Source organism: Paenibacillus sp. TAB_01 (assembly GCF_043945595.1).
Taxonomy (GTDB): Bacteria; Bacillota; Bacilli; order Paenibacillales; family NBRC-103111; genus Paenibacillus_S.
Genome location: NZ_JBIFNP010000001.1, coordinates 4,720,073 through 4,744,405 on the forward strand (window position 1 = coordinate 4,720,073; position 24,333 = coordinate 4,744,405).

The 24,333-nt window shown below is 50.3% G+C and carries 19 protein-coding genes and 2 pseudogenes; 6 read left to right on the forward strand and 15 right to left on the reverse strand.

Going from position 1 to position 24,333, the window contains the following annotated elements; translation table 11 throughout:
- Window positions 1–13: 13 nt before the first annotated feature.
- From ACHHV8_RS22900 to ACHHV8_RS22920, 5 genes and pseudogenes are all read right to left on the reverse strand, one after another.
- Window positions 14–1,015, reverse strand: coding sequence for a helix-turn-helix domain-containing protein (locus ACHHV8_RS22900; protein ID WP_395161764.1), 1,002 nt, complete (start codon window positions 1,013–1,015; stop codon window positions 14–16).
- Between the two features lie 3 nt (window positions 1,016–1,018).
- Window positions 1,019–2,326, reverse strand: coding sequence for a cache domain-containing protein (locus ACHHV8_RS22905; protein WP_395161765.1), 1,308 nt, complete (start codon window positions 2,324–2,326; stop codon window positions 1,019–1,021).
- A 73-nt stretch (window positions 2,327–2,399) separates the two neighbouring features.
- A pseudogene (locus tag ACHHV8_RS22910) lies at window positions 2,400–3,282 on the reverse strand (carbohydrate ABC transporter permease).
- A gap of 16 nt (window positions 3,283–3,298) precedes the next feature.
- Window positions 3,299–4,264: an ABC transporter permease gene (locus tag ACHHV8_RS22915; RefSeq protein ID WP_395161766.1), complete on the reverse strand. Its 966-nt coding sequence runs from the start codon at window positions 4,262–4,264 to the stop codon at window positions 3,299–3,301.
- An 81-nt stretch (window positions 4,265–4,345) separates the two neighbouring features.
- Window positions 4,346–5,956, reverse strand: coding sequence for a type 2 periplasmic-binding domain-containing protein (locus ACHHV8_RS22920; RefSeq protein WP_395161767.1), 1,611 nt, complete (start codon window positions 5,954–5,956; stop codon window positions 4,346–4,348).
- Window positions 5,957–6,259: 303 nt separating this feature from the next.
- Between ACHHV8_RS22920 and ACHHV8_RS22925 the strand changes: the two genes are divergently transcribed.
- Complete coding sequence (locus tag ACHHV8_RS22925) at window positions 6,260–7,369, forward strand: dienelactone hydrolase family protein (protein ID WP_395161768.1); 1,110 nt, start codon at window positions 6,260–6,262, stop codon at window positions 7,367–7,369.
- 357 nt (window positions 7,370–7,726) lie between these two features.
- On the opposite strand, the gene ACHHV8_RS22930 is transcribed toward ACHHV8_RS22925, so the two are convergent.
- The 3 genes from ACHHV8_RS22930 to ACHHV8_RS22940 all read right to left on the reverse strand — a co-directional run bounded on the left by ACHHV8_RS22930 (window position 7,727) and on the right by ACHHV8_RS22940 (window position 12,173).
- Window positions 7,727–8,644: an aldo/keto reductase gene (locus ACHHV8_RS22930; RefSeq protein WP_395161769.1), complete on the reverse strand. Its 918-nt coding sequence runs from the start codon at window positions 8,642–8,644 to the stop codon at window positions 7,727–7,729.
- 134 nt (window positions 8,645–8,778) lie between these two features.
- Window positions 8,779–10,419 carry a response regulator transcription factor gene (locus ACHHV8_RS22935; RefSeq protein ID WP_395161770.1) on the reverse strand — a complete coding sequence of 547 codons (1,641 nt, stop codon included), beginning with the start codon at window positions 10,417–10,419 and terminating at the stop codon, window positions 8,779–8,781.
- On the reverse strand, window positions 10,413–12,173 hold the full coding sequence (locus tag ACHHV8_RS22940) for a sensor histidine kinase (RefSeq protein ID WP_395161771.1): 1,761 nt from the start codon (window positions 12,171–12,173) through the stop codon (window positions 10,413–10,415). Before ACHHV8_RS22940 ends, ACHHV8_RS22935 begins: the two co-directional genes overlap by 7 nt.
- Window positions 12,174–12,386: 213 nt before the next feature.
- On the opposite strand from ACHHV8_RS22940, the gene ACHHV8_RS22945 reads away from it, so the two are divergent.
- The 5 genes and pseudogenes from ACHHV8_RS22945 to ACHHV8_RS22965 all read left to right on the forward strand — a co-directional run bounded on the left by ACHHV8_RS22945 (window position 12,387) and on the right by ACHHV8_RS22965 (window position 16,665).
- Window positions 12,387–13,805 (forward strand): ABC transporter substrate-binding protein, encoded by a 1,419-nt coding sequence (locus tag ACHHV8_RS22945; protein WP_395163598.1) that lies wholly within the window; start codon window positions 12,387–12,389, stop codon window positions 13,803–13,805.
- A 72-nt stretch (window positions 13,806–13,877) separates the two neighbouring features.
- Window positions 13,878–14,813 (forward strand): carbohydrate ABC transporter permease, encoded by a 936-nt coding sequence (locus tag ACHHV8_RS22950; protein WP_395161772.1) that lies wholly within the window; start codon window positions 13,878–13,880, stop codon window positions 14,811–14,813.
- Window positions 14,814–14,833: 20 nt separating this feature from the next.
- Window positions 14,834–15,676, forward strand: coding sequence for a carbohydrate ABC transporter permease (locus ACHHV8_RS22955; protein ID WP_395161773.1), 843 nt, complete (start codon window positions 14,834–14,836; stop codon window positions 15,674–15,676).
- A gap of 61 nt (window positions 15,677–15,737) precedes the next feature.
- Window positions 15,738–15,854: pseudogene (locus ACHHV8_RS22960) on the forward strand (hypothetical protein); the annotation flags it as partial.
- A 4-nt stretch (window positions 15,855–15,858) separates the two neighbouring features.
- Window positions 15,859–16,665 (forward strand): dihydrodipicolinate synthase family protein, encoded by an 807-nt coding sequence (locus ACHHV8_RS22965; RefSeq protein WP_395161774.1) that lies wholly within the window; start codon window positions 15,859–15,861, stop codon window positions 16,663–16,665.
- 226 nt (window positions 16,666–16,891) lie between these two features.
- Here the strand turns inward: ACHHV8_RS22965 and ACHHV8_RS22970 are convergent, their stop codons facing one another.
- From ACHHV8_RS22970 to ACHHV8_RS23000, 7 genes are all read right to left on the reverse strand, one after another.
- Window positions 16,892–17,464 (reverse strand): family 43 glycosylhydrolase, encoded by a 573-nt coding sequence (locus ACHHV8_RS22970; RefSeq protein WP_395163599.1) that lies wholly within the window; start codon window positions 17,462–17,464, stop codon window positions 16,892–16,894.
- Complete coding sequence (locus tag ACHHV8_RS22975) at window positions 17,400–17,723, reverse strand: hypothetical protein (RefSeq protein WP_395161775.1); 324 nt, start codon at window positions 17,721–17,723, stop codon at window positions 17,400–17,402. Before ACHHV8_RS22975 ends, ACHHV8_RS22970 begins: the two co-directional genes overlap by 65 nt.
- 24 nt (window positions 17,724–17,747) lie before the next feature.
- Complete coding sequence (locus ACHHV8_RS22980; RefSeq protein ID WP_395161776.1) at window positions 17,748–19,136, reverse strand: extracellular solute-binding protein; 1,389 nt, start codon at window positions 19,134–19,136, stop codon at window positions 17,748–17,750.
- 47 nt (window positions 19,137–19,183) lie between these two features.
- Window positions 19,184–19,384, reverse strand: coding sequence for a hypothetical protein (locus ACHHV8_RS22985; protein WP_395161777.1), 201 nt, complete (start codon window positions 19,382–19,384; stop codon window positions 19,184–19,186).
- Between the two features lie 143 nt (window positions 19,385–19,527).
- Entirely contained in the window at window positions 19,528–20,403 is an 876-nt protein-coding gene (locus ACHHV8_RS22990; protein WP_395161778.1) for a carbohydrate ABC transporter permease, read from the reverse strand.
- A gap of 13 nt (window positions 20,404–20,416) precedes the next feature.
- Window positions 20,417–21,316 carry an ABC transporter permease gene (locus ACHHV8_RS22995; RefSeq protein WP_395163600.1) on the reverse strand — a complete coding sequence of 300 codons (900 nt, stop codon included), beginning with the start codon at window positions 21,314–21,316 and terminating at the stop codon, window positions 20,417–20,419.
- A gap of 455 nt (window positions 21,317–21,771) precedes the next feature.
- Window positions 21,772–24,033 (reverse strand): helix-turn-helix domain-containing protein, encoded by a 2,262-nt coding sequence (locus ACHHV8_RS23000; protein ID WP_395161779.1) that lies wholly within the window; start codon window positions 24,031–24,033, stop codon window positions 21,772–21,774.
- Window positions 24,034–24,333: the final 300 nt, after the last annotated feature.

Here is a 24,333-nt window from a genome sequence, read left to right on the forward strand (position 1 = left end):
AAGGGAGATGCATTTACAGCAATTCACGGTATTTACCGGGAGTCGTCCCTTCGAGCTTTTTGAATACCCGAATAAACCCGATATCATTGGCATAACCGATTTTATTGGCAATTTGCGCGAAGGTCAGCTTCTTATCCTCCATCAGCTTCTTGGCCTCATCAATACGCACTCTTGTCAAATAATCGGTTAAGTTCATGCCCATCTGCTTCTTGAACAGCGTGGACAAATACTGAGGCGTCAATTGAAAATGCTCGGCAATCGTAGTCAAGCTAAGCATGTCGTCGGCGTAATGCTGCTCGATATAATGCGCGATCCGTTCGGACAGCTGCCGGCTGTGGCTGCTGCGGCTGGCGCTCAAATATTGGCACAGAGCGAGAAACCAATCGCGGGTTGTGACCTTCATCTCCTCCACGGTCGTGCAGACGGACAGCTCCTTCAGCGGGTCGAAGCCGTCGCCGAATACTTCCCGATACGAGGGATCCATAGGGGTAATGATCTTCCATAAAGTGCTGACCATATTCGTAAACAGCGTTCTTCCCAATTCGGGCGAGATCCGCTGCTGACTGAAATGCGTATGAAACAGGTGGCCGATCAGCTTATCGACATTGTCCACATCGCCGCTTTTCGTGAAGTTCATCAGCTGGATTTCCGTTTCAATCGGAAAGTAGTAATGATAATCCGCATCTGCGATATCCCTGTAATGTATGACGGCATCGTGGCCTCTATACATTTTGTAATCCAGCGCACCGAGCGCTTCCAAATAAGATTCGCCGATCCGGTCCATCCCTTCATGCACGTTCCCGATGGCAAGCGTCATATAAATTTTGAACCGTTCTTCGATCACTTGCTTGAGGCGCCGCGCGATACCGTCCAGCTCCTCTTCTGAATCTGCCTGCCGTTCCTTGGAGAAATTGACCAGCAGCGCCACATAGCTCTGATTCAGCTCTACGGAGTACCCCCAAGCCCGCTCACGAATCAGCTCCGTACCGATATTGGAAATAATAAATCGGATCAAGGTTCACTGCCGCTCGGATTGGTCCGTGCTAAACCGGCTGACATCGGCTATGTCGATCAAAATCACCGCAAAATAATCGGAGATGAGGCGGATATCCATGAATTGCAGCGATTCTTCGGTCAATCGGGAGCTGTCCACATGCCCGCGTATGAATCGTGCCAGGAAGCTCGCCTGGATGACCGGGGTCTGGCGGGACAACAGCGTCCGAAGCTCCCTTTCTTCGCGCATGGTCATTCGGATCGTTTCCCGAATAAATTCGTACTCATTGGCCGGCTGCCCCGATTTCACCGGCTTTTCCATCTGAAGCGCACGTACGACGTTGCGCAGCGGCGTATAATTGCGGTGCACCCAAAAGCTGATTGCAGCTGCGCCGCAGGCGAGGCAGATCAGAAGCAGAATGAACATCCAATTTCTCACGGCATGAACCCGCTCCATATAGACATGCTCGGGCATGACAAGCATATACTTCCAGCCATTTTGATCCGAGGCGGTGGTAGTGAGCATCATTTCCGTGCCGTGATCCTCGTACTCGTAAGGAACGCCGCTCGTCAGCGCCTTATCCCGGATTTGATCCCAAGGGACCGGCTGGTTTTCTTTTCCGGCGATGAGACGGTCTTGGCGGTCCAGGATAAAGATAGAGCTTTGATAAGTGGATTCGATCTTGGACAGCATGCTGCGAATTTGATTCATATCGAGCAAAATAACCAGCGCTCCGCGGATGTCGGTCAATTCTCCGAGCGGAAGCGTCTGGACGTAGGTGATAGTATCCTGCGTACCTGTGGGCGTCTCATAAGTAACCTCACTATAATCCTTATAGCGGGGACCGCCTAACAGTCCGCTCCGCCATGAATCGAAGCTGATCCCTACCGGGCGGTATAAACTGTGATACAGCATATCCGAGGTTGTCTTGGCCTTTGGCATTAAGACGGTATCATTGCTGTTAAAAAGCACGTAGTAATTTTCTATGATACCGCTTTCATTTTGATATCGCGATAATTGCTCCGACACAAATTCCACGAATTTGTAAGCATTGCCGCTATCCGTGGTCTCGGCGTTGTTCATCAGCCATTGCAGCTGCGGATTTAAACCGACCTGCTGAGAGATCTGCTCGACCTCCTTCAGCTTGCCATCCATTAACTGGCGGAGCTGGTCCAGCATCGCAAGGTTTGCCCTGTTCGCGTTATCCCTCATAATCGTGTCGGTTTTCGTGTACAGGATCGAAGCTAGTACAAGAGGAAGCAGGAAAACGGCCAGATAGGATAATAAGAGAGTGATAAAAGCACTTCCACGCGATATGCCTTTCATCCGCACTATATTCCATCCTCCCATTTCACGCTTTTAGATATATATTCCTTAAATCCCGCCATTTTCCTGCTTCCTGCATTTATTCTTTCAACGCTCCGATCATGACCCCTTTGACGAAATATTTTTGCAGGAAAGGATACAGTATCAGGATAAGGACCGTTGCAACCATAATCGTTGCATATTTAATCGCTTCGCCGATAGGCATTTTATCCACACCGGCGGCAGCCGTCGTCATATTATCCGTGCTGTTCGTAATGAGAATTTCCCGCAAAATGAGCTGCAGCGGATATAACTCGCGGTCGCGCAGGTAGATCATGGCATTGAACCACGCATTCCAATGGGCTACAGAGTAGAAAAGAACCATAACGGCCATGACGGGGATCGATAAAGGAAGAATGATCCGCCATAGAATGGTTCGATTCGCTTGCGCCGTCTATTTTGGCCGACTCCTCAAGGCTTGCGGGTATCGCTTGAAACGAGGTCCGCATAATAATCAGATTCCACGTATTGATGGCTCCGGGAATAATCATGGCCCATGGCGTATCGACAAGGCCCAGGTTGCTCACCAGCAGATAAGTAGGGATAAGCCCTCCCTGGAAAAACATCGTAACGACGATCATAAACATAATTGCGTTCTTAAAAAACACGTTTCTCCGTGAAAGAAAATACGCGCCAAGCGAAGTCATAATCAGGTTAAAGGTCGTACCGACAATCACATAAAATATCGTATTGCCATAACCGCTCAGAATGCTGGGATTGTCAAATACCGCCTTGTAAGCATCCAGGCTAAAGCCGTACGGCTTCCACAACAAACCGCGGTGCTGCGCCAGCAAGCCCGGGTCGCTCAAGGACGAGAAGGCAACGAATAGAAACGGATAAACGGTGACTAGGCATAGCACGGTCATCATGACCACATTCAATAGATCAAACGCTCTTTCGCTGAGAGCCGGCTTGTTCATCATGCTGTTCCCTCCCCTGCTACCATAGTTTGGTTTCGCTTACCCGTTTGCTTATGCTGTTCGAGAGGATCAGCAGGGCGAAAGCAATGACGGCGTTAAATAATCCTACCGCTGCCGTGTAGCTGAAATCGGCTTCGAGAATCCCTTTGCGGTATACGAAAGTAGAGATGACATCCGCCGTATCGTAGGTCAGCGGGTTGTACATCAGGAGGATTTTCTCGCTGCCGACGGATAACATCGAGCCCATTTTCAAAATCAGCAATATAATAATGGTGGGCATAATCCCCGGTACGGTAATGTGAATCATTTGTTTCCATCGGCCTGCGCCGTCAACCTTCGCTGCTTCATACAACGTGGGATCGATATTCGACAGCGCCGCCAAATAAATGATGGAACCCCAGCCGACCTGCTGCCAAATGCCGGAGGAAACATAAATAAATCGAAACCATTCCGGCTCGGACAAGTAAGACTTGGACGCAACGCCTATCGACGACAGCAATTGATTCGCAAGCCCGTCTCTCGCCAAAAAATCGACCATCATCCCGACAACGACAACGATCGAAATAAAATGCGGCAAATAAGTAATGGTCTGAACGACCCTCTTGAACATCTGCCGTCGCAGTTCATTCAATAATAACGCAAGAACAATCGGCGCAGGGAAGCCGAAAATAAGCTCGTAGCCGTTGAGAAGCAGCGTGTTGCGGATCAATCTCCAGAAATAATAGCTGCTGAAAAAATCCGTAAAATGGCGGAAGCCGACCCATGGGCTGTTCAAGATGCCGTCGCCCGGACTATAATCTTTGAACGCGATTTGCAGCCCGTACATCGGCCCGTAATCGAATATCAGATAATATGCTATGACCGGAAAAACCATCAAATATAACAGTTTGTTGCGCCTCAAGTCGCTGCCTATCGTTGCCCGCAGGCTCTGCGTCGAACGGCTTGACTTCGCTGCTCTTCCTGCGGCGGTTTTGATCGTATCCATACGGTGCCCTCCTTCGCTCTGAACAAGAAAGGGAGATGAACGGCTCATCTCCCTGACAAGCGGAGCTCCCTAATCTCCTGATTATCGTTTATTGTATCTTTCCAAAGCAGCCTGCTGAATTTTGACCGCTTCCTGGATTCCCATGCCCTCTATCGTTTTCACGTATTTGTCGTAGTTGTCCAAAGGCTCCGCCCCCATAATGAACTTGTTGAACATCTCATCCTTGTACGTGTTTACATCGTTCATGATCGAGGCGAACTTGCTGCTCTCTTCCGAAGTCGGCGTGACGAGCGGCATCTTCCTTTCACTGGTCGGCTCACCCCAGATTTTGATCGAATCCTTCTGTTCGGGAAGGGAGGCATACTGCTCCATATACCGCTTGTCTTGCACGAAAGGACCGTTATTGTTGGAGCGGACATGACGTCCCATCTCCTGGGCCATGGAGGAGTTCTTCGGATTCGCGATCTCTTCCGTAAAGGTCGGATAGCCGTTGACCATATTGTAGGAAACGCCCTCCACCCCGAAATTAGCCAGCATTTGGCCCTCCGCGCTGTAAGCGTAATCGAGCCATTTCGCCGTACCGATCGGGTCGGCATTCGAGGTCGATATCGCAGCGGCCACTCCTCCGGAGTTGGTGAAGGTCTTTGCGCTCCAGAGCTTTTTATCTCCCTTGTTTACGACGGGGAACGGAGCGGCCGCAAGCTTAAAGCCGGGAATTTTGTCTTTAACGAGCGCCGTATAATTGCCGATCCCCGAGCCCGTGCTCATCGTGGCGGCGAACAGCTGATTCCCCGTTACCTTCGCGTCCTTCAGCTTGTTGTCGGTAACGGCGAAATCGGGATCCAGCAGCCCTTCCTTGTACCATTGGTTCATCAGAGTCAGGAACGCTTTGTACTCCGGCTGAATCGGCCCGTAGCTCACCTTGCCGTCAATCTGGTAAAAGTCATAGTTGACGCCGAACGAGCCCAGGAACGGGACCGCTCCGCCCATGTCGTCCTTCTTAATCATCAGCGGAATTTCATCCGCTTTGCCGTTGCCGTTAAGGTCGCTTTTCTTAATGGCCGAAAGGGTGTCATGCCATTCGTCGAGCGTTTCCGGCATTTTCAAATTCAGCTTATCCAGCCAGTCTTTACGCAGCGCAATCCCGTTGCTGATCAGCAAATAATCGTCGCCGCGCAGAAACGGAAAGCCGTAAATGCTGCCTTCATCCGTCATCACTTGCTTTTTCCAATCCGGATGTTCATCAAAAACCTTCTTCAAATTCGGAGCGTACTTATCAATAATGTCGTTCAGCTTTATAATTTTTTTATCCTTGATCGCTTTCTCCGGGCCGCCGGGATAGCTTGCCCAGCCATATTCGATAACATCGGGGAGTTTTTTCCCGGTCAGCATGAGGTTGAACTGATCCTTCTCCTGTCCGATCGGAGGATGCTGGAATTGTACCGTGACTCCGGTTCGTTTCTCCATTTCCTTATAAAACGTCATTTCTCCGTAGCTCTTTAAGTTGGCAGCCACGTTGCTGGCCAAGGCCACCCAATACGTAAGCGTTTGCAATTTGGGCTGCTCCCCGGCGGTCTGATTTTCTGCCGATGGACTCCCTGTTGTTGAACCGCTGCACCCTGCAGCAAGCGAGAGGGATACCAGCGAGGCGGTTGCTGTGACCGCCCATTTCTTTCGGCTGACATTGTTCATATGTCTGTAACCTCCTTCATTTTAATAGAAGTGACGAATTGGAAATAACCGGCTCCGGGCCGTGATGCAGAGTGGAGCGCCGGCGATGTAAGCTCTTTCTTTATTCTTGCAAAAACCTCGCGCTGTGGAAACCATCAAATTCAACAAGGATAGCTCAGGTTTAATATTCGGGATAATCCGTTTTTAAGATGGATTATCCGATATTAAGTTAGCCTATGAATAGCGATCATTTCTAGGAAAAAGGGAAAACGGCAGGCAGGAAATGATGAGGTATACCACGTATACTTTATTCATGAGGGAGGGATGACCGCAACATCTATTTGTATTTCTAATTTGAAAGAAGGACGGTGGAACATAATGCTGCACCCCGATGCTTATTTGGAAGCGCTTTACGATGAACTTCAACAAACACGCACCCCCGTTAACGAAACCCGGGAGCAGCAGCGGGAGCGGCTCTTGGCCCGGCTTAAGCAGGTGCTGGGTCCGTTTCGGCTGCCGCAAGGAGACGAAGCGCGGTTGGATCCGGTCGTGCTGGAGAGAGTCGAGCTGGAGGAAGCTTACCGCGAACGGGTCGTATTTACTACGCTGGATGGGCTGAGAATGCCCGCTTACGCTATGATCCCCAAGTCGCTCGCTCCGGGCGAGAAGCGGCCAGCCGCACTGCTGTGGCACGGACACAGCCCGAGCGGAAGCAAGGCGATGGTCGGCTTGAACATGGACGGCAGCCCGAAGCACGGTACCGGCAAGCTGTCGGATAATCTGGCTTTGGAATTGGCGCGCCGCGGACTGGTCGTCCTTGCCCCGGACGAGGCGGGCATTGCGGACCGCATGCTGGAGAGAGACGTGCAGCTGCAGGATCCGGACCTCAAAAACTCCTGCTATAACCTGTCGGTATCCCTCTTGATGGCAGGCAAGACTACGGCCGGTCTGCGTGCCTATGAGGCCATCCGAGCGGCCGATTACCTGGCATCCCGGGAAGAAGTGGATGCAGCGCGGATCGGCAATATCGGGTACTCGGGGGGCGGCACCGTGGCTTCCTTATCCGCCGCGTTAGACGACAGGATTCAAGCGTCTGTGGTCGGCTGTTATCCGAACACTTACCGAGGAAGCATCCTTCATGTCCGCCACTGCCTGTGCAACTATATGCCGGGCATTCTGCAGCATGCGGAGATGCCGGACCTGCTCGGCCTCATCGCTCCCCGTCCTCTCTTTATCGAGACGGGAGAGAACGATATGATTTTTCCGATCGCTACGGCCAAGGACGCGATACGGCAGCTAAGCGGACTTTACGAGGAGATCGGTCACGCCGATCGCTTCGGTGTCCATATTCATGCAGGGAAGCATGAGACCAGCGGCGAGAAGTCGCTCGACTGGCTGGCGGAAACCCTTCACGCGCTGCCGGCCGGGAGCTGACCGATCAACCCTGCCGTCCCCATGCAGCGGATGAAACAGAGCAAGGCTGGCTGTAAGCTGACACGGTAACCAAATCAAACAGCGGCGGACCGTGACTTGAATAATAAAGTCATAGTCCGCCGCTTATCTCAATTATGCACCAGCGCCGCCCGTAATGTCGTAATACCATGCTCCAGGTGCGTTGTATTCTTCATAGCGCAGCTCAATCGTCCTGCCCGCTTCCTATCGTTCCGAGCTCGAAGAGAACGAGAAGCTGCCGATTTGTGCAGGATCAACAAATGCCTCGAATACTTCATTAGCAGGAACCCCCCTAATTTCACTCGGAATAAAGGAGTTTGTCTGTGTATTTTACCATTTTTATGGAAGCTTATTTCCGGCTGCTCTGTAGATTTCATACCATTCCATCCGGCTAAGCGATACCTCGCTTGCCTTGGCCATTTCAGCTACCCGCTGGGCGTTCGTGCTTCCAAGCACGGGCTGCATCCCAGCCGGATGTCTTAGCACCCAGGCAATGGCAATGGCCGCATTGGTGACCGATTTTTCTTCTGCCATTCGGTTTAACACCGCATTGAGCTCAGGGTACAGCTCTTTATTCAGGAAGGTGCCGGCAAAAAATCCGTATTGCAGCGACGACCAGGTTTGAATGGTAATCTCCTTTAATCTGCAGTATTCCAAAATGCTGCCGTCGCGGTTAATGGAAGCCTCGTTTGCCATATTCACATTCAGACCGAAATCGATCATTCCGGTCGCAGCCGGACCGAATTGCAGCTGATTTACAGCCAATTTCTGATTCAATGTCTGACTCAGCAGCTCGATTTGCATAGGGTTCTGGTTGCTTACCCCGAAATGCCTCACTTTCCCTGAGCCTTGCAGCGTATCAAAAGCGGAGGCGACCTCCTCCGGCTCCACCAATGTGTCGGGACGGTGCAGCAGCAGCAAATCCAAATAGTCGGTATTTAATCGCGATAAGATGCCGTCGACCGAAGATAGAATATGCTCCTTGGAAAAGTCGAAGAAGCCTTTGCGAATTCCGCACTTGGATTGAATAAACATGTGCTCCCGTACGGAGGGACGCATATCTACGGCTTTTGCGAAAACTTCCTCCGATTTCCCGCCGCCATAAATATCGGCATGATCAAACAGGTTAATCCCTGCATCCATCGCCGTTCCTATTAAATGGGATACTTCCTTCTCCTCCATCTCGGCAATGCGCATGCATCCAAGCGAAATGACGGATGTTTTCAAACTGCTTGTTCCAAGCTCCATTTGTCTCATTATGATTGGCTCCTCGTTTGTTTATATATATGAAATATATTGTCAAAGAAAAACTGGCTTCGTAAGCTTGGATACCCCACCTGCGTTTATGCTCATTCTTCACTCCAACCGGGTTTTCCAACAGCCTGACAATATCACACACTCTGCGTGGTATGCCTGCTCCGATACTGCTGCGGGGTTTCGCCGGTATACTTTTTAAAAGAATAACTAAAATATTGCGAATTCTCGTAGCCCAGCTGCTCTGCAATTTCAAGCACCTTCATTTTTGTGCTTGTCAGCATTTTTTTGGCCAAATTCATCTTTTTCTCAATGATATACTCATTGATCGTCATCTCGGTCTCCCGCTTGAATACAGCACAGATATAGCTTGGCGACATGTATACTTCATTCGCGATATCCGCGAGCGAGATATTCTCCATATAGCTCTCGTTCACATAATTTTTAATTCGTTCGATTAAATTAGAATGCTTTTTGTTATACTTGGCGCCGTAGTATTCAGCGATACCTAACAGTACACCGCTGGAATGCGTCTTTATTTCTCTAATAGTCTCTACGCTCATAACCGACTGCATCGAAGCCGTATAGCTGGCAACCACCTCCGTGACTTCCCCCTCGGTTTCGCAAAATTCGCGGTACGACTCGATGATCAATTCCAGGAAAAGTCCGCGTATATAGTGCTGGGACAGCTGTTTGGCCTGAATCAGCAGTGCGCAGTATTCCTCCAGCTTCTGATGGACACGACTCCTGTTCCCCAGCTTGATTTCAGCAAGCAATGACTTTTTCAGATGATGGAGCTTCGCATTTCCTCTCATATCGCCGGTCTTATCCATCGAATTGGAGCTGACAATATCGTTGATATGAATAATCGAGTTATTGCCTGTATAAAACTTATAGCTCCTGGCGCTGCACGCGCTGCTGTAAGAAAGATGGGCGGATTTCAGACTTGCGCAATGACCGACGCCCATAGAAAGCGTAATGCTGTCAAAATCGTGCAGCAGCTGCTCGATACTCTCGAAGAGCTGCGTCATTTTGTCTTCTTTGCAGTACTCCCCGCAAAATATTATCACAAACTCGTTATCCCTTGTCGTAAAACAGATCCCCGCTTGATAATTGTTCAATAGTTGCTCAATTAAATTTTTAATGGAGAAATTATAAAATTGGATGCGGTCGATCCCCTGGCTCTTCACCCGGCTTTCATAATCGTCGATTTCCGCCACGACGACGATAATATCTTGAACCGCCTTCAGGGGCAGCTTGAAATAATCCAGTTTCTCTTGAAGCTCATTGTCATGAAGCGCCCCCTCGGAGACGAGATGATTCAGAAATTTATCCCGTACCAGAGACATATTGTCTGCCAGCTGCTGCTCAAGCCGCTTCACCACTTGTTCCCGCTGGAACTCCATTTCGATGGCGTCTCTTACCTTTTTCAGCACGGCGATAACCTCTTTGAGCTGAATCGGCTTCAGAATATAGCCTGCAGCTTGCACATTTAGAGCGATTCGGGCGTAATTAAAATCCTGCACCCCGCTAATCAGGATCGTTTTCGTTGGGATCTGATGCTCCATCAGCTGAATAGCAACCTCAAGCCCGTTATAAAAAGGCATTTTAATGTCCGTCACCAAAATATCCGGCTTGACATTCACACATAGATCAAGAGCTTCCTTGCCGTTCTCTGCAAGCCCGATTACCTCCATGCCGAGCTCATGCCAAGGAATGTTCTGATACAAAATCTCTTTGACCAGGTAATCATCGTCGGCTAAGACTACTGTTAACATGATTCCCCTCCATAGTTTGCAGGAATTGTAATTCGTACCGTCATCCCATCGGACTCATTACGAAGGTAGTGAAGTCCATATTCTTCACCGAATGTGCTTTGAAGCCGCCGGTGAACGTTCCTAATGGCAAATGACTTTTCTTCATTATCGTTTAATAGCAGCAATCGGTTCAACTCATATACATCCGCGCCGGTACCGTTATCTGTAATGGACAAAACGAGACGGTCCGCCTCCTGCGTTGCCGTTATCCGTATTTCCAGTTCTCCCTCCTTGTGGGCAAACCCGTGAATAATTGAGTTTTCTACAAGAGGCTGAATGACCAGCTTGACAATTCTTGTTTTTCGCAGCTCACGCACAATAGCGATGGAGTACCGCAATCTTGGTCCGAACCGTATGGATTGAATGTCCAAATAGCTTTGGGTATGCGTAATCTCCTCTTCCAGAGAAATCATATTGCGCCCCTTGCTAAGCGAATACCGGTAAAAATTAGCCAGTGAATTAATCATCTCGCTGATCTCCGGCGTATTATGCTTGATCGCGAACAAGTTGATGGAATCCAATGTGTTGTATAAAAAATGCGGATTAATTTGGGCTTGCAGCGTCCGAAGCTGCGCATCCTTGGCAAGCAATTCCGCCTTTTGTTTATTTAAATCGCTTACATAAAGCTTATCGATCAAATCCTTAATCTGACGGATCATCCGCTTGTACTGCTGGATCAAATAGCCGAACTCGTCTTTTTTGTTATAACGGATATCGATATCGAAGTTATTGCCTCTGACGGTCCGCATGGAAGCAACCAGCTTCGTAATCGGACTCGAGATATTGCGCGAAAGCAAGAAAGCGGCCAAAAGAGCCGTTGACATGCAGCTTAGAAGAACAAAACCGACGATCCGAGTCAAACGGTTCTGGTCCGAATTGATCTCATTCAAGTGCGTCATATTTACGATTTTCCAATCGATATTATCCAAATTTTCATAGGACATAATGACGGGTTCTCCATTCAGGCTGACTTGTTGAAATTTATCTGCATGGGGTGTCAGCGATCGGATCAGCTCTTCTTCCTCGCCAGTCATGGCATCGCTGCTCATAATCACCTGATTGTTATGATCCAGAATGCAGATGCGGCTTCCTTCCGATGGCTTGAACGTCGACAGCATGCTGTTAATACCTGACTTCTCCAGCTCAACAGTGAGCAGTGCAACATAGTCGTACTTGTCCGCCTTCCTCAAGCTGAACAGACGTTTAGCGATGATCACCGGGCCATTGCCGGACGGAGCGTCGATAATCATATTTTTATCGCCCATCGTCTGGTACCACGGCTCGTTCTCAATCGCCGAAACCTCCTGCACCTTATTGGAAATGTCATATTTCTTATACTCGGGCCTGTCAATTAAATAAATGGTCGGTACGATGGATGAATTGGGAGATGCGTAATAATTGGATAAATAATAGCTGTCGAGCGCACGGTCGAGCTTAATGATTTGCGTCACGTTGTCCGCCATGTTATTCGTAGGACTCTCGCTTAACACTTCCTGCACCATGGGGTTTAATGAAATCAAGGTCATTAATTCATCAATAAATTCAAGCCTTTCCTGCACAATCAGACGGGCTGAGTTCAAATTTTTCTCAACTAGCTCATTCATCTTCTTATTAATGATTTCGGTGGAGCCGATATATACGGCTGCAGTAATAAGAACAGATGGAATCAGTATGGAAGCGAGGAAATAGATGACAAGCCGGGTTCGTATGCTCATATGCATCATTCCTATCATTATGGAGCTCCTTTCTTTAAGGATTTCCAGCAGCTTCAGTATATCAACGGAAAATGACCGGTGACAAGGCCATTCGTCAACTGCATAAAATATCGTACTTTTTTCCGCATTTTTTTGTATTTTCGCAGGAAATATTAATTGCTATGATGTTGTAAGCGCTTCTACAACAAAAAGGGAGGAATCGTTTTGAAAAGTATGCATCGCCAAACCATGATTCGGGTCGGTTCAGCTTGCCTTGGTTTAACACTTGTGATGGGGATCTTGTCAGGTTGTACAGGTAGTTCGGAAGGTAACTCGGCAAAGGAATCGGGTAACGGTTCGAATGGGTCCAACACCAAAATGGAAACAATCCGCGTATGGACGAACGACGGCGCATATAAGCCGATCATGGATCCTATTATTGAGGAGTATAACAAAGGCGAAGGGTTAAAGGATGGCATCCGCATCGAATACAAAGTATTTGGAAGCGACTACAACGATGTGTTAAAGGTGGCCTTAGCGGCCGGCCAGGCTCCGGAGCTTTATAAATTTGTAGGTACGGTGAAGGAGCCTTTCATCAGCTCCGGCTGGATGCTTCCTATCGACGATCTGCCGGGCGGACCTGATTTTCTGAAAACGTACAAGGATATTCTGATCAATGGCTATACGACATTCGGCGGAAAATCGTACAGCGTTCCTTACAAGGTATTGTCTACCAAGTTTATGTACAACAAGGATCTGCTGAAAAAATCCGGATTCAATACACCGCCGGCAACCTGGGACGAGGTTGTGTCCTACGCGAAGAAAATTACAAATGACAACAAAGGAAGCGCTTATGGCTATGGCGTCCACTTAAAGGATTCGGCCTCTTCCGGCAAATGGTATTTTGCCTCGCAGTTCGCGAGCTCAGTCGGCCATATGGGCTACGATTTCACCAAAGGCAAATTCGCATTCTCTGATTTCACGCCGAATATCCAAAAAATTCTCCAAATGAAGGCGGACGGCAGCATCTTCCCCGGCGGAGAAGGCATGGACAATGACGCTCTGATGGCGCAGTTCGCTGCGGGCAGAATCGCAATGCTTCCCGGGGTCAATTGGGATGTTTCCGCCCTCGATAAGTTCTGGAAAGAGATTGGGACCCACTTCGAGCTTGGCGTCGTAGATACCCCCGTCATTGATCCAGCCAAGAAGTATAAAAACTACGCGCAAATTGCCGACGCGCTGTGCATAGGGCCAAGCGCTAAGAACATGCCGGAAAAAGCGATGAAAGTGTATGAGCTGTTCCATAGCGATAAAGTGCTGAAAGACATTCAAAATAATGAAGTCGATTTCATCGCACGGCAAGATATTCAAGCGCAGGCTCCTGCCAGCTTCAAGAAGGCGGGAACCGCCGAATTCGGAGATACGTCCAATTCCTACCTTGCGCTCACGCCGCCGGATGGAGGCATTACCGTAGAAGGACAGCCTTATCAGAATACGATCGTCAACTTGATTGCGGGACCTGCCAATGCGGATGTCGCTGCCGTTCTTGCCGATCTGGATAAGCGTTATAACAGCGCATTGGATAAAGCCGTTAACGGCGGCATGGATATGAGTCTGTATGTGAACAAAAACTGGGATACGCGGTCTAAATAACATCTAGGTGCGGAGGATCCTCCATCCTCCCCCTCCCATAACGTTTTATACAGAAAGGAGGCACACGCCAGCATGCGCAGTTCACCCGAAAACACCGTTAAACAATCCAGCATTTACCGGCAAGATACCGTACAATCCTATCTCATGCTAGCCCCAATGCTGATTGGCTTCGCCTTGTTCACCATCTACCCTATGGTTTGGCTCATCCGATGGTCCTGGTTTAATTATGATGGCATTTCGCCTCCGAGCTTTGCCGGCTTCGACAACTACGTCCGGGCCTTTACAAGAGACAGCCATTACTGGGATTCCTTAGTCAATACCTTTATCATCGTTATTGCTAAATTTGTTCTTGAAATCCCGCTTGCGCTTTTTTTAGCGGTTGTCTTGAACAGCGGAAAGAAAATCAATTCCTTCTTTCGTACCGTTTTCTTCTCTCCAACCATTGTCAGTACTGCGATTGTAGGGATTGTCTTCTTCTTAATGTTTGAACCTTTCCTGGGCTCGGTCAACCAGCTGCTCAAAGCTTTTCATCTTACAGAAACCAATATCAATTGGTTCGGGAACAAATGGCTGGCGGATCTTGTCATTGTCATCGCGAGTGTATGGAAAGGCTTTGGCGTAAACATGATCTTTTTCATAATGGGGCTGCAAAATATACCGCAGGAAATATATGAGTGCGCTGATATCGACGGCGTGAACAAATGGACGCGGTTTACGAAAATTACGCTCCCTTTGCTGGCTCCGACAGGGAAAGTCATTATGATGCTCTTTATTGTGAACAGCATCAAGATGTCCGACCTGGTGCTGGTTCTGACGAACGGTCAGCCCGGCGGTTCAACCGAGGTCGTCATGTCCTATACGTTCAAATATTTCTTCTCCTACGGGGCTGCCGATTCGATTAGCCAATACGGATATTCGTCCGCCCTCGCCGTGATCACAGCTATTATTTTAACGGTTGTCGTAGGTCTGTATATGAGACTGACCCGCAATGTGGGCAATTATTATTAAGGGACGGAGGAGCGAAACGAATGAAAAATAAACCATGGCTGACATCCGTTCCTTTATACCTTGTGCTCGTGCTGATCGCCGTCCTGGTGATTTTCCCGATATTTTATGTGGTGGTCAGCTCTTTAAAAAACACGGCAAGTATTTTAACGTCTACTTCGTTCTTCCCGCAGCAGGCTACATTGAAAAATTATGAAAAGGCCTGGAACCTGTCGAACTTCAAGGTTTATACATGGAACAGTATTTACATGTGCACGGTCATTGTTATCGGAACCATCGTCACTTCAATCACATCGGGCTATGTATTTTCTCGAGGGAGATTTAAAGGGAGAAAGCCGCTGCTTGCCCTGATTACGTTCTCCATGTTCATCTCTGCGGGCAGCTTGTATTTATATCCTCAGCTGAATATGGCCAAAGCCCTTCATCTCAACCAATCGTTATGGGGCGTTATTATCATCTATATTTTTGGGATCAATGTCACCAACTTATATTTAGCCAAAGGCTTTATCGATGGCATTCCCCGAGAAATCGACGAAGCGGCCCGAGTCGACGGCTGCAGCTTTTTCCGAATCTTTTATAACATCATCTTTCCGCTGACGAAGCCTCTGATTGCCACCGTCGGGCTGCTTGCCTTCATGAATTCATGGAACGATTATTTGCTTCCTATGGTCTTTACATTAGGCAATCCGGATAAGCAGCCCCTCGTTGTAGGTATCGTCTCGATGAAAAGCTCCGGAGAATCCGTAACCTCCTGGGATCTGATGATGGCCGGTACGGTTATGGCCGTTATTCCGATGCTTGTGGTGTTCATTACCTTGAACAAATATTTTGTCGCCGGTCTTACCAGCGGAGCCGTCAAAGGATAACTTCAATTGTTATGTGAAAACATTACAATAATCATTCAAAAAAAGATGGGAGAGAGTTACAATGCAGGAAAAATTGTTGACAGGCGTACTGCCTGCACTCGTTACACCTATGGATCAAAAGGGAAATATTAAAACGGAATTGGCCCAGCCCTTGGTTGACATGTATGTTAAGCAGCAAGCGGATGGCTTGTATATGCTCGGCTGTAACCGGAGAAGGCGCGCATTTAAATGTGGCCAAAAGAAAGCAATGGGCGGAAGCCGTCTTAGCTGCCGCCAAAGGAAAGCTGCCGATTTTCGTCCATGTGGGCTACAATGAGAACCTGGATGATTCGGTTGAGCTGGCTGCCCATGCAGCGGAGCATGGCGCGTATGCGGTAGCCTCCGTCGGTATTTCCGAGCAGGCTTCCTTGGAAGAAAACGTCGCTTACTTTAAGCGCATTTCCGCTGCCGCACCGAACATCCCGTTCTATATTTATTGGGTGGCCATGGGCAAAACGTTAACCGGGGGGAAATCCGTTGATCCGGCTGCGCTGCTCGAAGCCATGAAAAAAGTGCCTACCTTCCGGGGCATCAAGTTCACCGACAATAACTTTTACATCCTGGAAAGATTCAAGAAAATCCGTCCTGACCTGAATATTCTCACAGGCGCAGATGAATTGGCGATCTGCTCGCAGCTGATGGGCGCGGATGGAAATATCGGAGCTCTGCAGGCCATCACCTGCTATCACCATAAAGTGATGATGGAGAAAATGAACGAGGGCAAGTACGACGAGGCGCGCGACCTTCAGCGTCGTGCGAACGACGTAACGGAAGCTTACACTCCCGCTGCCATCGGAAACCTTCCTGGCATTAAGCTGATTCTGGAGCAAGTCTTTAACATCCCGGTAGGTTACTGCTCTCCGGACGGCCCTTTTGCCGGCGTCTACCATACGGCGAGTACAGCGTCTGAGCTTGTAGAAGTCTTTAATAGAAATATATTGGTCAAATAAGGTCAAATCGGGCTGAGCGCACGATAATCGTCGCAAGGCTAGAGCAGGTACAGGTTTGAGACTCATAAGCAAGAAGAGCACCGGCACCGGTGCTCTTCTTGTTTGTTGCGTGAAGCATCTTATGTTCATCGCTTACGAAGGTCTTCCCTATTCCTCCTTTATTTTCGGCATAGAGCCGTCCCAGACAATTTCCACTTGCGACAAATACCATGTTTTCCCATTGTCATTATTGCCTTGATAAAACAAATACATGCGGTCGTCCTCGTCTGTAAACAGGTAAGGATGTCCCGACTCGCTTGAATTCCAGCTTCCCGCAGTGACCGTTCGGCAGGAACGGCTCGGTGAACAGCCGCTGCCAGCGCATTCCGTCGTCGCTCACCGCGCAGCCGATTTGCTGCGGCCAGTTGTTGTAGGCGCCGGCGTAGAACATATACAGCCTGCCGTCACGCTTGCAGGTGGCAGCCGCCTCGATGCACTGCCCCTCCCAGGGCAGCTCCGGCTGCAGAATCGTGCCGCCGCCCGCTTGCGTCCAGGCGTCCCGGCCGAAGCCGGAGCCGAGCGGCGCCGTGGCGACGCCCTGCATCTGGATTTCGCCCTGCGGATCGCGAGTGGCGAAGTAAAGAAACAGCTTGCCGTCATGAACGATGACGTCCGCATCAATCGCCCGCCCGTTGTTCCAGTCTCCGGCCGGAGAGAAAACCGGATTGCTGGCGTTGCGGCGAAACTCGGTGCCGTCAGCGGAAACGGCATGGCAGATCGCATCCTTCTGAACCGTTGCCGTACGTTTGATAGAAGAGATGGATGTGCCCGTCCAATACGATGGCGCCGGGCGCGCATAAGCCGTTGGACTCGTAGTCCGCCTGCGGCGTCAGCTCTCCCATGCGCGTCCACTCCGTCAAATCCGAGCTGACGGCAATACCGATCGCCCAGCCGTCTTTCTCACGTCCATCCCCGTAAGGAGGGATGGAATAGTACATCCAATACCGGCCATCGAATTTGACGACGGCCGGGTCTTTCGCATACGGCCTTCCTCGGCTCGTATCTGCAAAATACATCATGGGCCTAGCCTCCGGTTTCTCTCGTTATTTTTTGGCAAATTTCATCATATCGGCCGCCAGGAACGCTTTATCCTTCTGCTCGGCATACCATTTGCCGTAAAAGTCCTCCAGCTGCTTGCCGCCTTGATCGTCCCACATTTTGCGGGCGTCCTTCATCGCCTGATCGACCGTATATTTGTCGCCGGAAACGATCGCCTTGTTATAAATATCGGAAATCTGAGCGGTATTGGTTGCGATCGTTTGAAGATTCGCCGGCAGCGACGGGAAATGCTCGGTGTGCGTAATGCGGCCGTATTTCACATCGGAAGCAAGATTGGCCTCGTTGTTCTGCTTGATAATTTCGATGAAATCCTTCTCCAGAGGAACATCCGGATTGAGCTGAGCTTCGACCTGCGCACAATCGCCCATTTCAATTTGCTGCAGCAGCAGCTGGAAGTCGACGTTCCAGGCGATCTCCGTTTTATATTTCTCCGGATCCTTCTGAACCGGGCAGCCTTGAGGGCCGACGGTGTAATGCACATTCTCGAACCCGTAGCGAAATGATTTGGCGGCCTCGTCGGACGACATAAAGTCCACGTATTTCATAGCTGCGGCCGGTTCTTTCGCCGATGCATTGATGACCGTAGTCATCTGCACCGGGTTGTTAACGCCGGCGGCAAAGCGTCCGTACGGGCTTTCCGGCAGCTTGATCGCGATGACCTCGGCGCCGGGAACATTTTTCTTGAGCGGCTCATAATACGTTTTAAAGTTGACGGTGTCGACCGTCCTGCCGACGAAGATGCCGGTTTTGCCGCTCACCCAGTCCTGGATCGACTTCTGGCCGTTCTTATCGGCGAGGAAATCTTTATCCGTCAGCCCGCTGTCATAAATTTGCTTTTTGAAGGCGAGAGCCGCTTGAGCACGGTCCCAATCTTTGATCATTTTGCCGCCCTCTTCGATCCAGCCGAAATTTTGGAACATCGTGTCGACCGTAGCTCCGGTTTCGGAGCTCAAGGCGATCCCGTAGGTATCCTTCTTCCCGTTGCCGTCCGGGTCCTGCTCGGCGAACGCCTTGGCGACCTGCAGCAGCTCTTCGGTCGTTTGCGGTACCTTCAAATTCAGCTTTTTCAGCCAATCGTTGCGGATAAACAGCGCTTGGAAGCCGACGAGCCGCTGCACCCGGCCGAACTCATACATTTTGCCGTCCGGCTTGGTCGCCGCTTTTTTCAGCTCCGGATATTTTTGCAGCAGCTTCTTGTATACGGTGCTGTACTTCTCGATCAAATCGTCGACAGGCATAATTTGCTTGCTGGCATACAGCTGGTTGCGGAAAGGCGAATCAAACTCATGAATGACGTCCGGCGCCGAGCCGGAGGCGAACAGCACATTGAGCTTCTGTATGGATTCGCCCCGGGGAATCGGCACGAATTTCACGTCGACCGAACCTTTCTCGTTTACATATTGCGTCCAGTTGTTTTTCTCTACGGTGCCGACCTGCTGAGGGACGGTCCCCGGTCGTATAAGGACACTGAAATTTGTCCGCGCTTTGCGCCGCCTTCCCCCGAGCTTGCCCCTGGAGCCGGATCGGCGCTTTCCTTTGTGCAGGCGGCCAGCAGTGCAGACAATGCCGCTATACAAACCATACTGCCGTATACCATCCGTTTGTTAATTCGTTTTCTCATGGATACAACCCTCCTGAATTCATCTAATGATTTCTCTTTCCATAGTGAATAATCCTTGTCGACCCGTACCGTGCTTATGCCGCTCGCTGCGGGCTTCACCTCCTTCGAGGGCCGGCCTTCTTCCTTCACGTTCAAGCCCAGCCTCAGCCTTTAATCGCGCCCAGCATGATCCCCTTAACAAAATGCTTTTGCACGAACGGGTAAACAACGAGCATGGGCAGCACCATCGTGATGATGCCGGACGCTTTAATTGCCTCGGGTGTCAGCACAATCTGGTCGGAGGAGCTGCTTTGGTTCAATTCGGCGAGCAGCGATTGACTCTGCACCATTTGCTGGATAAGCACGGCCATGTTGTATTTGCTCGTGTCGTTGATGTAGATGAGCACATTGAAGAACGAGTTCCAGTAGCCCACTCCATAAAACAAGCTGAGCGCTGCGATGACCGGAACGGACAACGGCAGGACGATGGTCGCCAAATACCGCCATTCGCCGCAGCCGTCCATCTGCGCCGCTTCGTCCAGCTCGGCCGGAATATGCTTAAAGAACGTCATCATGACCAGCATGTTGTAAGCGCTGACCAGCCCGGTAAACCAGACGGCGCCGTATGTATTGATGAGCCCCAGCGCTTTCACGACCAAATAAGTCGGAATGAGACCGCCTCCGAACATCATGGTGAAGACGATCAGCAGCGTGAAGAAACGGGCTCCGATAAAATAGTTCCGCGACAACGGATAAGCCGCCGCGATCGTGAAAAGCATGCTGAGCGCCGTTCCGACCCCGGTCAGCACGATGCTGTTCCAGAACGCCTCCTTGATATTGGTGCCGACGAATAAAGCTCTGTAAGAATCGAGCGACCAGCCGACCGGCCATAAGGATACGATGCCGGAAGCTACGGCTTGCGAATCGCTGAGCGAGATGGAGATCAAATAGATCAGGGGCAGCAAGCAGCTGAGCGCCGCTGCAGTTAATAGTACGTAATTGAAGGCGTAAAACAGTTTTTCGCCCCAGGTGTCCTTCATGCCGAAATCCCTCCTACCATAAACCTTTATCAAATTTGCCCGCGATCCCGTTGACGCTTACGACCAGGATGAGCCCGACAAGCGACTCGAATAATCCCAGAGCCGTCGACAGGCTGAACTGCGCCCCCATAAGCCCCACCTTGTACATGTAGGTGCTGATAACCTCGGACACCCGGGTGACGGTAGAGTTTTGCAGCATGTAAACCTGATCGAAGCCGACCTCCATCACCCGTCCCATCGATAAAATAAACAGGATGACGATGGTAGAGCTGATACCCGGCAGGGTAATATGGCGAATTTGCTGCCATTTGCCCGCCCCGTCCAGCTTTGCGGCTTCGTACAAGGAAGGATCGATGCCCGTTAAGGCCGCCAAATAAATGATCGCGCTAAAGCCGACCTCCTTCCAAATGCCTGCGCCGACGAAGACGGTCATCCAGGAACCCTCTACATATAAGAAAGGGAAGGTGTCTCCGCTTACTTTCTGCAGCACATGATTGACGATTCCGGACTCTTGCGAGAATACGGTCAGAACAATGCCCCCGACGATAACCCACGAGAAAAAATGGGGTAAATAAACAAGCGTTTGCACCGTCTTTCTAAACCACATGCGCCTGGCTTCGTTTAGCAGAAGGGCAAGGGCAATCGGAAACGGGAAGCCGACGAATACATTGAGCAAGCTAAGCGTCAACGTATTCTTAATAATGAGAAGCGTCTGCGGATTGCCGAAAATCGCTCGGAAATGCTTCAGTCCTACCCACGGACTGCGCGCAATCCCATCCATAAAATTGTAATCCTTAAATGCGATGACGAGTCCGAGCATGGGGGCGTATTTGAATAGGAGGAAAAACGCCAGCACCGGAAGGAACATTGTATATAACGGAATGTTCCGCTTCCATATCTTCTTGGTCAGCATCATCAGGCTCACCTCACTGTTGTTCAAATTTGGGCATAGCTGAACTATAAAATGCCGGGTGAGCTTCCGGCAATATACATGTTTCCGGTATAAACGGAAAGTACACGCAGCGTCAAAATCCCCCCACCAAGCAGGATTTTGCCTCGAAATCTACTCAGATATGCAGCGGGAGCTTCGCACATCAATCCTACAGGGTAAAATAACCCCACAAAGTGGGGCTTGTGCTTCGAAGCGGACTCAGGTACTTAGCGGGGACCCCGAAAACATATAAATTCCTTCATGTAAAAAAAGCCCGCCCCTGCGGCCGGGCTTGGACAAACCAAGCTCCGGCACGGAGGGGCGGGCTTATAGGAGAGGCATAAACGATTTTCGCCGATAGACGATTTCGGCACAGGAAGGGGAAACGGCCTAGCAGGGCAGCGTTTCAGCTCAGGAACTCCGGTCAGACCGGCAGGTTATCCCGAGTCCGAGTTCAAGTTCGGAACCGAGTCCGAGCCCTGGTTCGAATCTTTCCGGAATTCGCCGGGCGTCTGGCCCACGATTCTTTTGAACGTACGGATGAAGGAAATGGCGTTGCCGTAGCCGACTTGCTCCGCGATATCCTGGACCGAACCGGTCGAACGGGTCAGCAGCAGCTTCGCTTGATTGATGCGCACATCGGTCAAGTAATCGACGAATTTCTCTCCGAACGTTTCCTTAAACAGCTTGCTCACATAACGCGGGCTGAGCCCGAACTCGTCGCTCAGATGCTGCAGGCTCAGCTCCTGATTGGCATGATGGACGGTAATGTATTCCTTGATCTTCACGATCAGCGCATAATTCGACTGCTCGTCGCGATTTCTCGCTATGGCCGCGTCCAGCCGCTCGAACAGCGAGGTCATCGTGCGCTCGATTTCAGCTATCGTATCCATCTGTTCGACGCAGGCGTCCATCTCGCTTACGGTATCGTCCAGATCGAGTCCGGGCGATGCTTCCCTCAGCCTCTGCAGTTCCTTGCGGAAATGGAACAAATGGTAGCCGAGAATGTTCTGGACCTGTTCCCTGGAGATCGGGTTTTCCTTGAACCTGGCAAACATCTCGGCAAGCGGAGAACGCCAGTCCTGGCCCAGCTTAAACTGCTGCGTCATCGTCTTGGTCAGCTGCATAAACGGGTAAATGTCCTCCCTCGGAACCTTTTGAATGTCCCAATAACCGATGATGCGGTTGGAGCCAAGCGAGCTTTTATAATTAAGCGCTTCCTGCGCCTTATCGAAAGAAGCGGTCAGCTCCGACGGGCGATCCACCTCGGGGCCGATCCCGGCCGATAACGTGAAGTGCAAATGCTCCTCCACCCATACCCTCAACGTCTCGAAGAGACCGTACAGCGTATCCTTGGACGAAAGCTCGGGCTCCTTCATCAGGCAGATGGAGATAAGCTGGTTCGCCTCTCTCCATTCACTCCATACGTAGACCGGCGCCTCCGCCGATATTTCGCCGATGACGTTGTTCAAGGCGTACTTGAACAGCTGCTGGTCGCGGTGCGAGTACCGCTTCGTAAATTCCGCGTATTTATCCAATTCGACGACGATGACGGTCAGGCTTATATAATCGGAAGGCAGCTCCAGTTTAGCCGTCTCGGCTCTCCAGTAGTCCTCCGGAACCTCCCGCCCGCCTTCCAGAAGCTCCCGGAAAAACAGCTTGCGCCGGTATATCAAATCTTCCTTATGCTGCTTCTCATAATCGTTGGACTGCTCGATCAGCTTGTCCAGCGCGGACATGATGAACGTATATTCCCCGGGGCCTTTACGGCCGGCCGTTTTTTTGGAGAGGGGAAGCGCGAAGGCGTCGATCTTCTCAATAATCGATTGCACCGGCTTGTAGTTGCGGTGCGTGACGTAGGTCAGCCAGCCGATGCCGACAACAATCGTCAGCAGACCGATAATCGTCCATATATCGGAGAAAACGGACAGAATCTGCAGCGAGGCGGTATCCTTAAGTCCGGTAACCGTCACCCACCCGGTATAAGCCGATTGCTCCTTATGTACGGTCCCGGCCGACAACTCGGCGGCCGTCTGGCTTCCAAACGGTCGGTTATCCGCATCCAGCAGCTGTACGCCGCTTAATTGGGTATTCGTCGCCTCTTCGATCATGCTCAGAATGTTGCTGGTGCGCACATTCGCTACCACGATGCCTTGATCTTTCAGGCTGAGCGGCACTTGCTGGGCAATGGTGACCACACTCGTCGCATTCATATCCTGAAATTCCTTATAAGCTCTCGGCGCCGTCCAGCGGTAAGGAGAAGGCTGGCTCATCACCTGGTCAATAAACGGGCGGTCCAGAAACTGGTTCTTTTGCATGACCGTATTCTTCGTAATGACTTCGCCGGTAGTCCGGTTGTATACGTATACATCGTTTAAAAAAGGAAACATATTCGACATATCGCCCAGCTGCTTCGAAATTTGATAGGCGAGGAACGGCTCGATTTCGTGCTTGGCTTCATAAAACAGCTTAATCTTCTCATCGGTCAGCAGCTGGTTCAAGATGACGTATTCGGTCAGCTGCAGCGAGGAGTCGATATTCCGGCTGACATGCTCCGCAAGCGTCACGTTGGCTCGGTCGATCTGCTCCCGGGACTCGCTGCTGATCTTCACATAGAAGATGACAATGAGAATGGAGATGATGACGAAAAAAATCGGGGTATAAGATAATAAGGTACGGTAAAACAACGTGTTCTTCATGCGTTTGCCTCCAAAGGGAGAGGGGAACGATTATCCATTCATAACAGACTCCTTGTGATGAGTTCATTTTACTCAGGTATGTGCAGCTTTTATCAATTTTACCACAAACCGCTTATTAAGGAGTCTGATTGTTTCTTAAACCGCGCATCCTTTTTTGATAGCTGACCCATACACCGGATCCAGCCGTTAACCCCGTTTGTCAAACGAACAACGATCAGGCCCTTCCCCTTACCGCGAAAAATTAGCCGATGGACTACGGAGCAGCCCGCTTCGGCAGGAAGCGACAGGTAGAAACGTTGT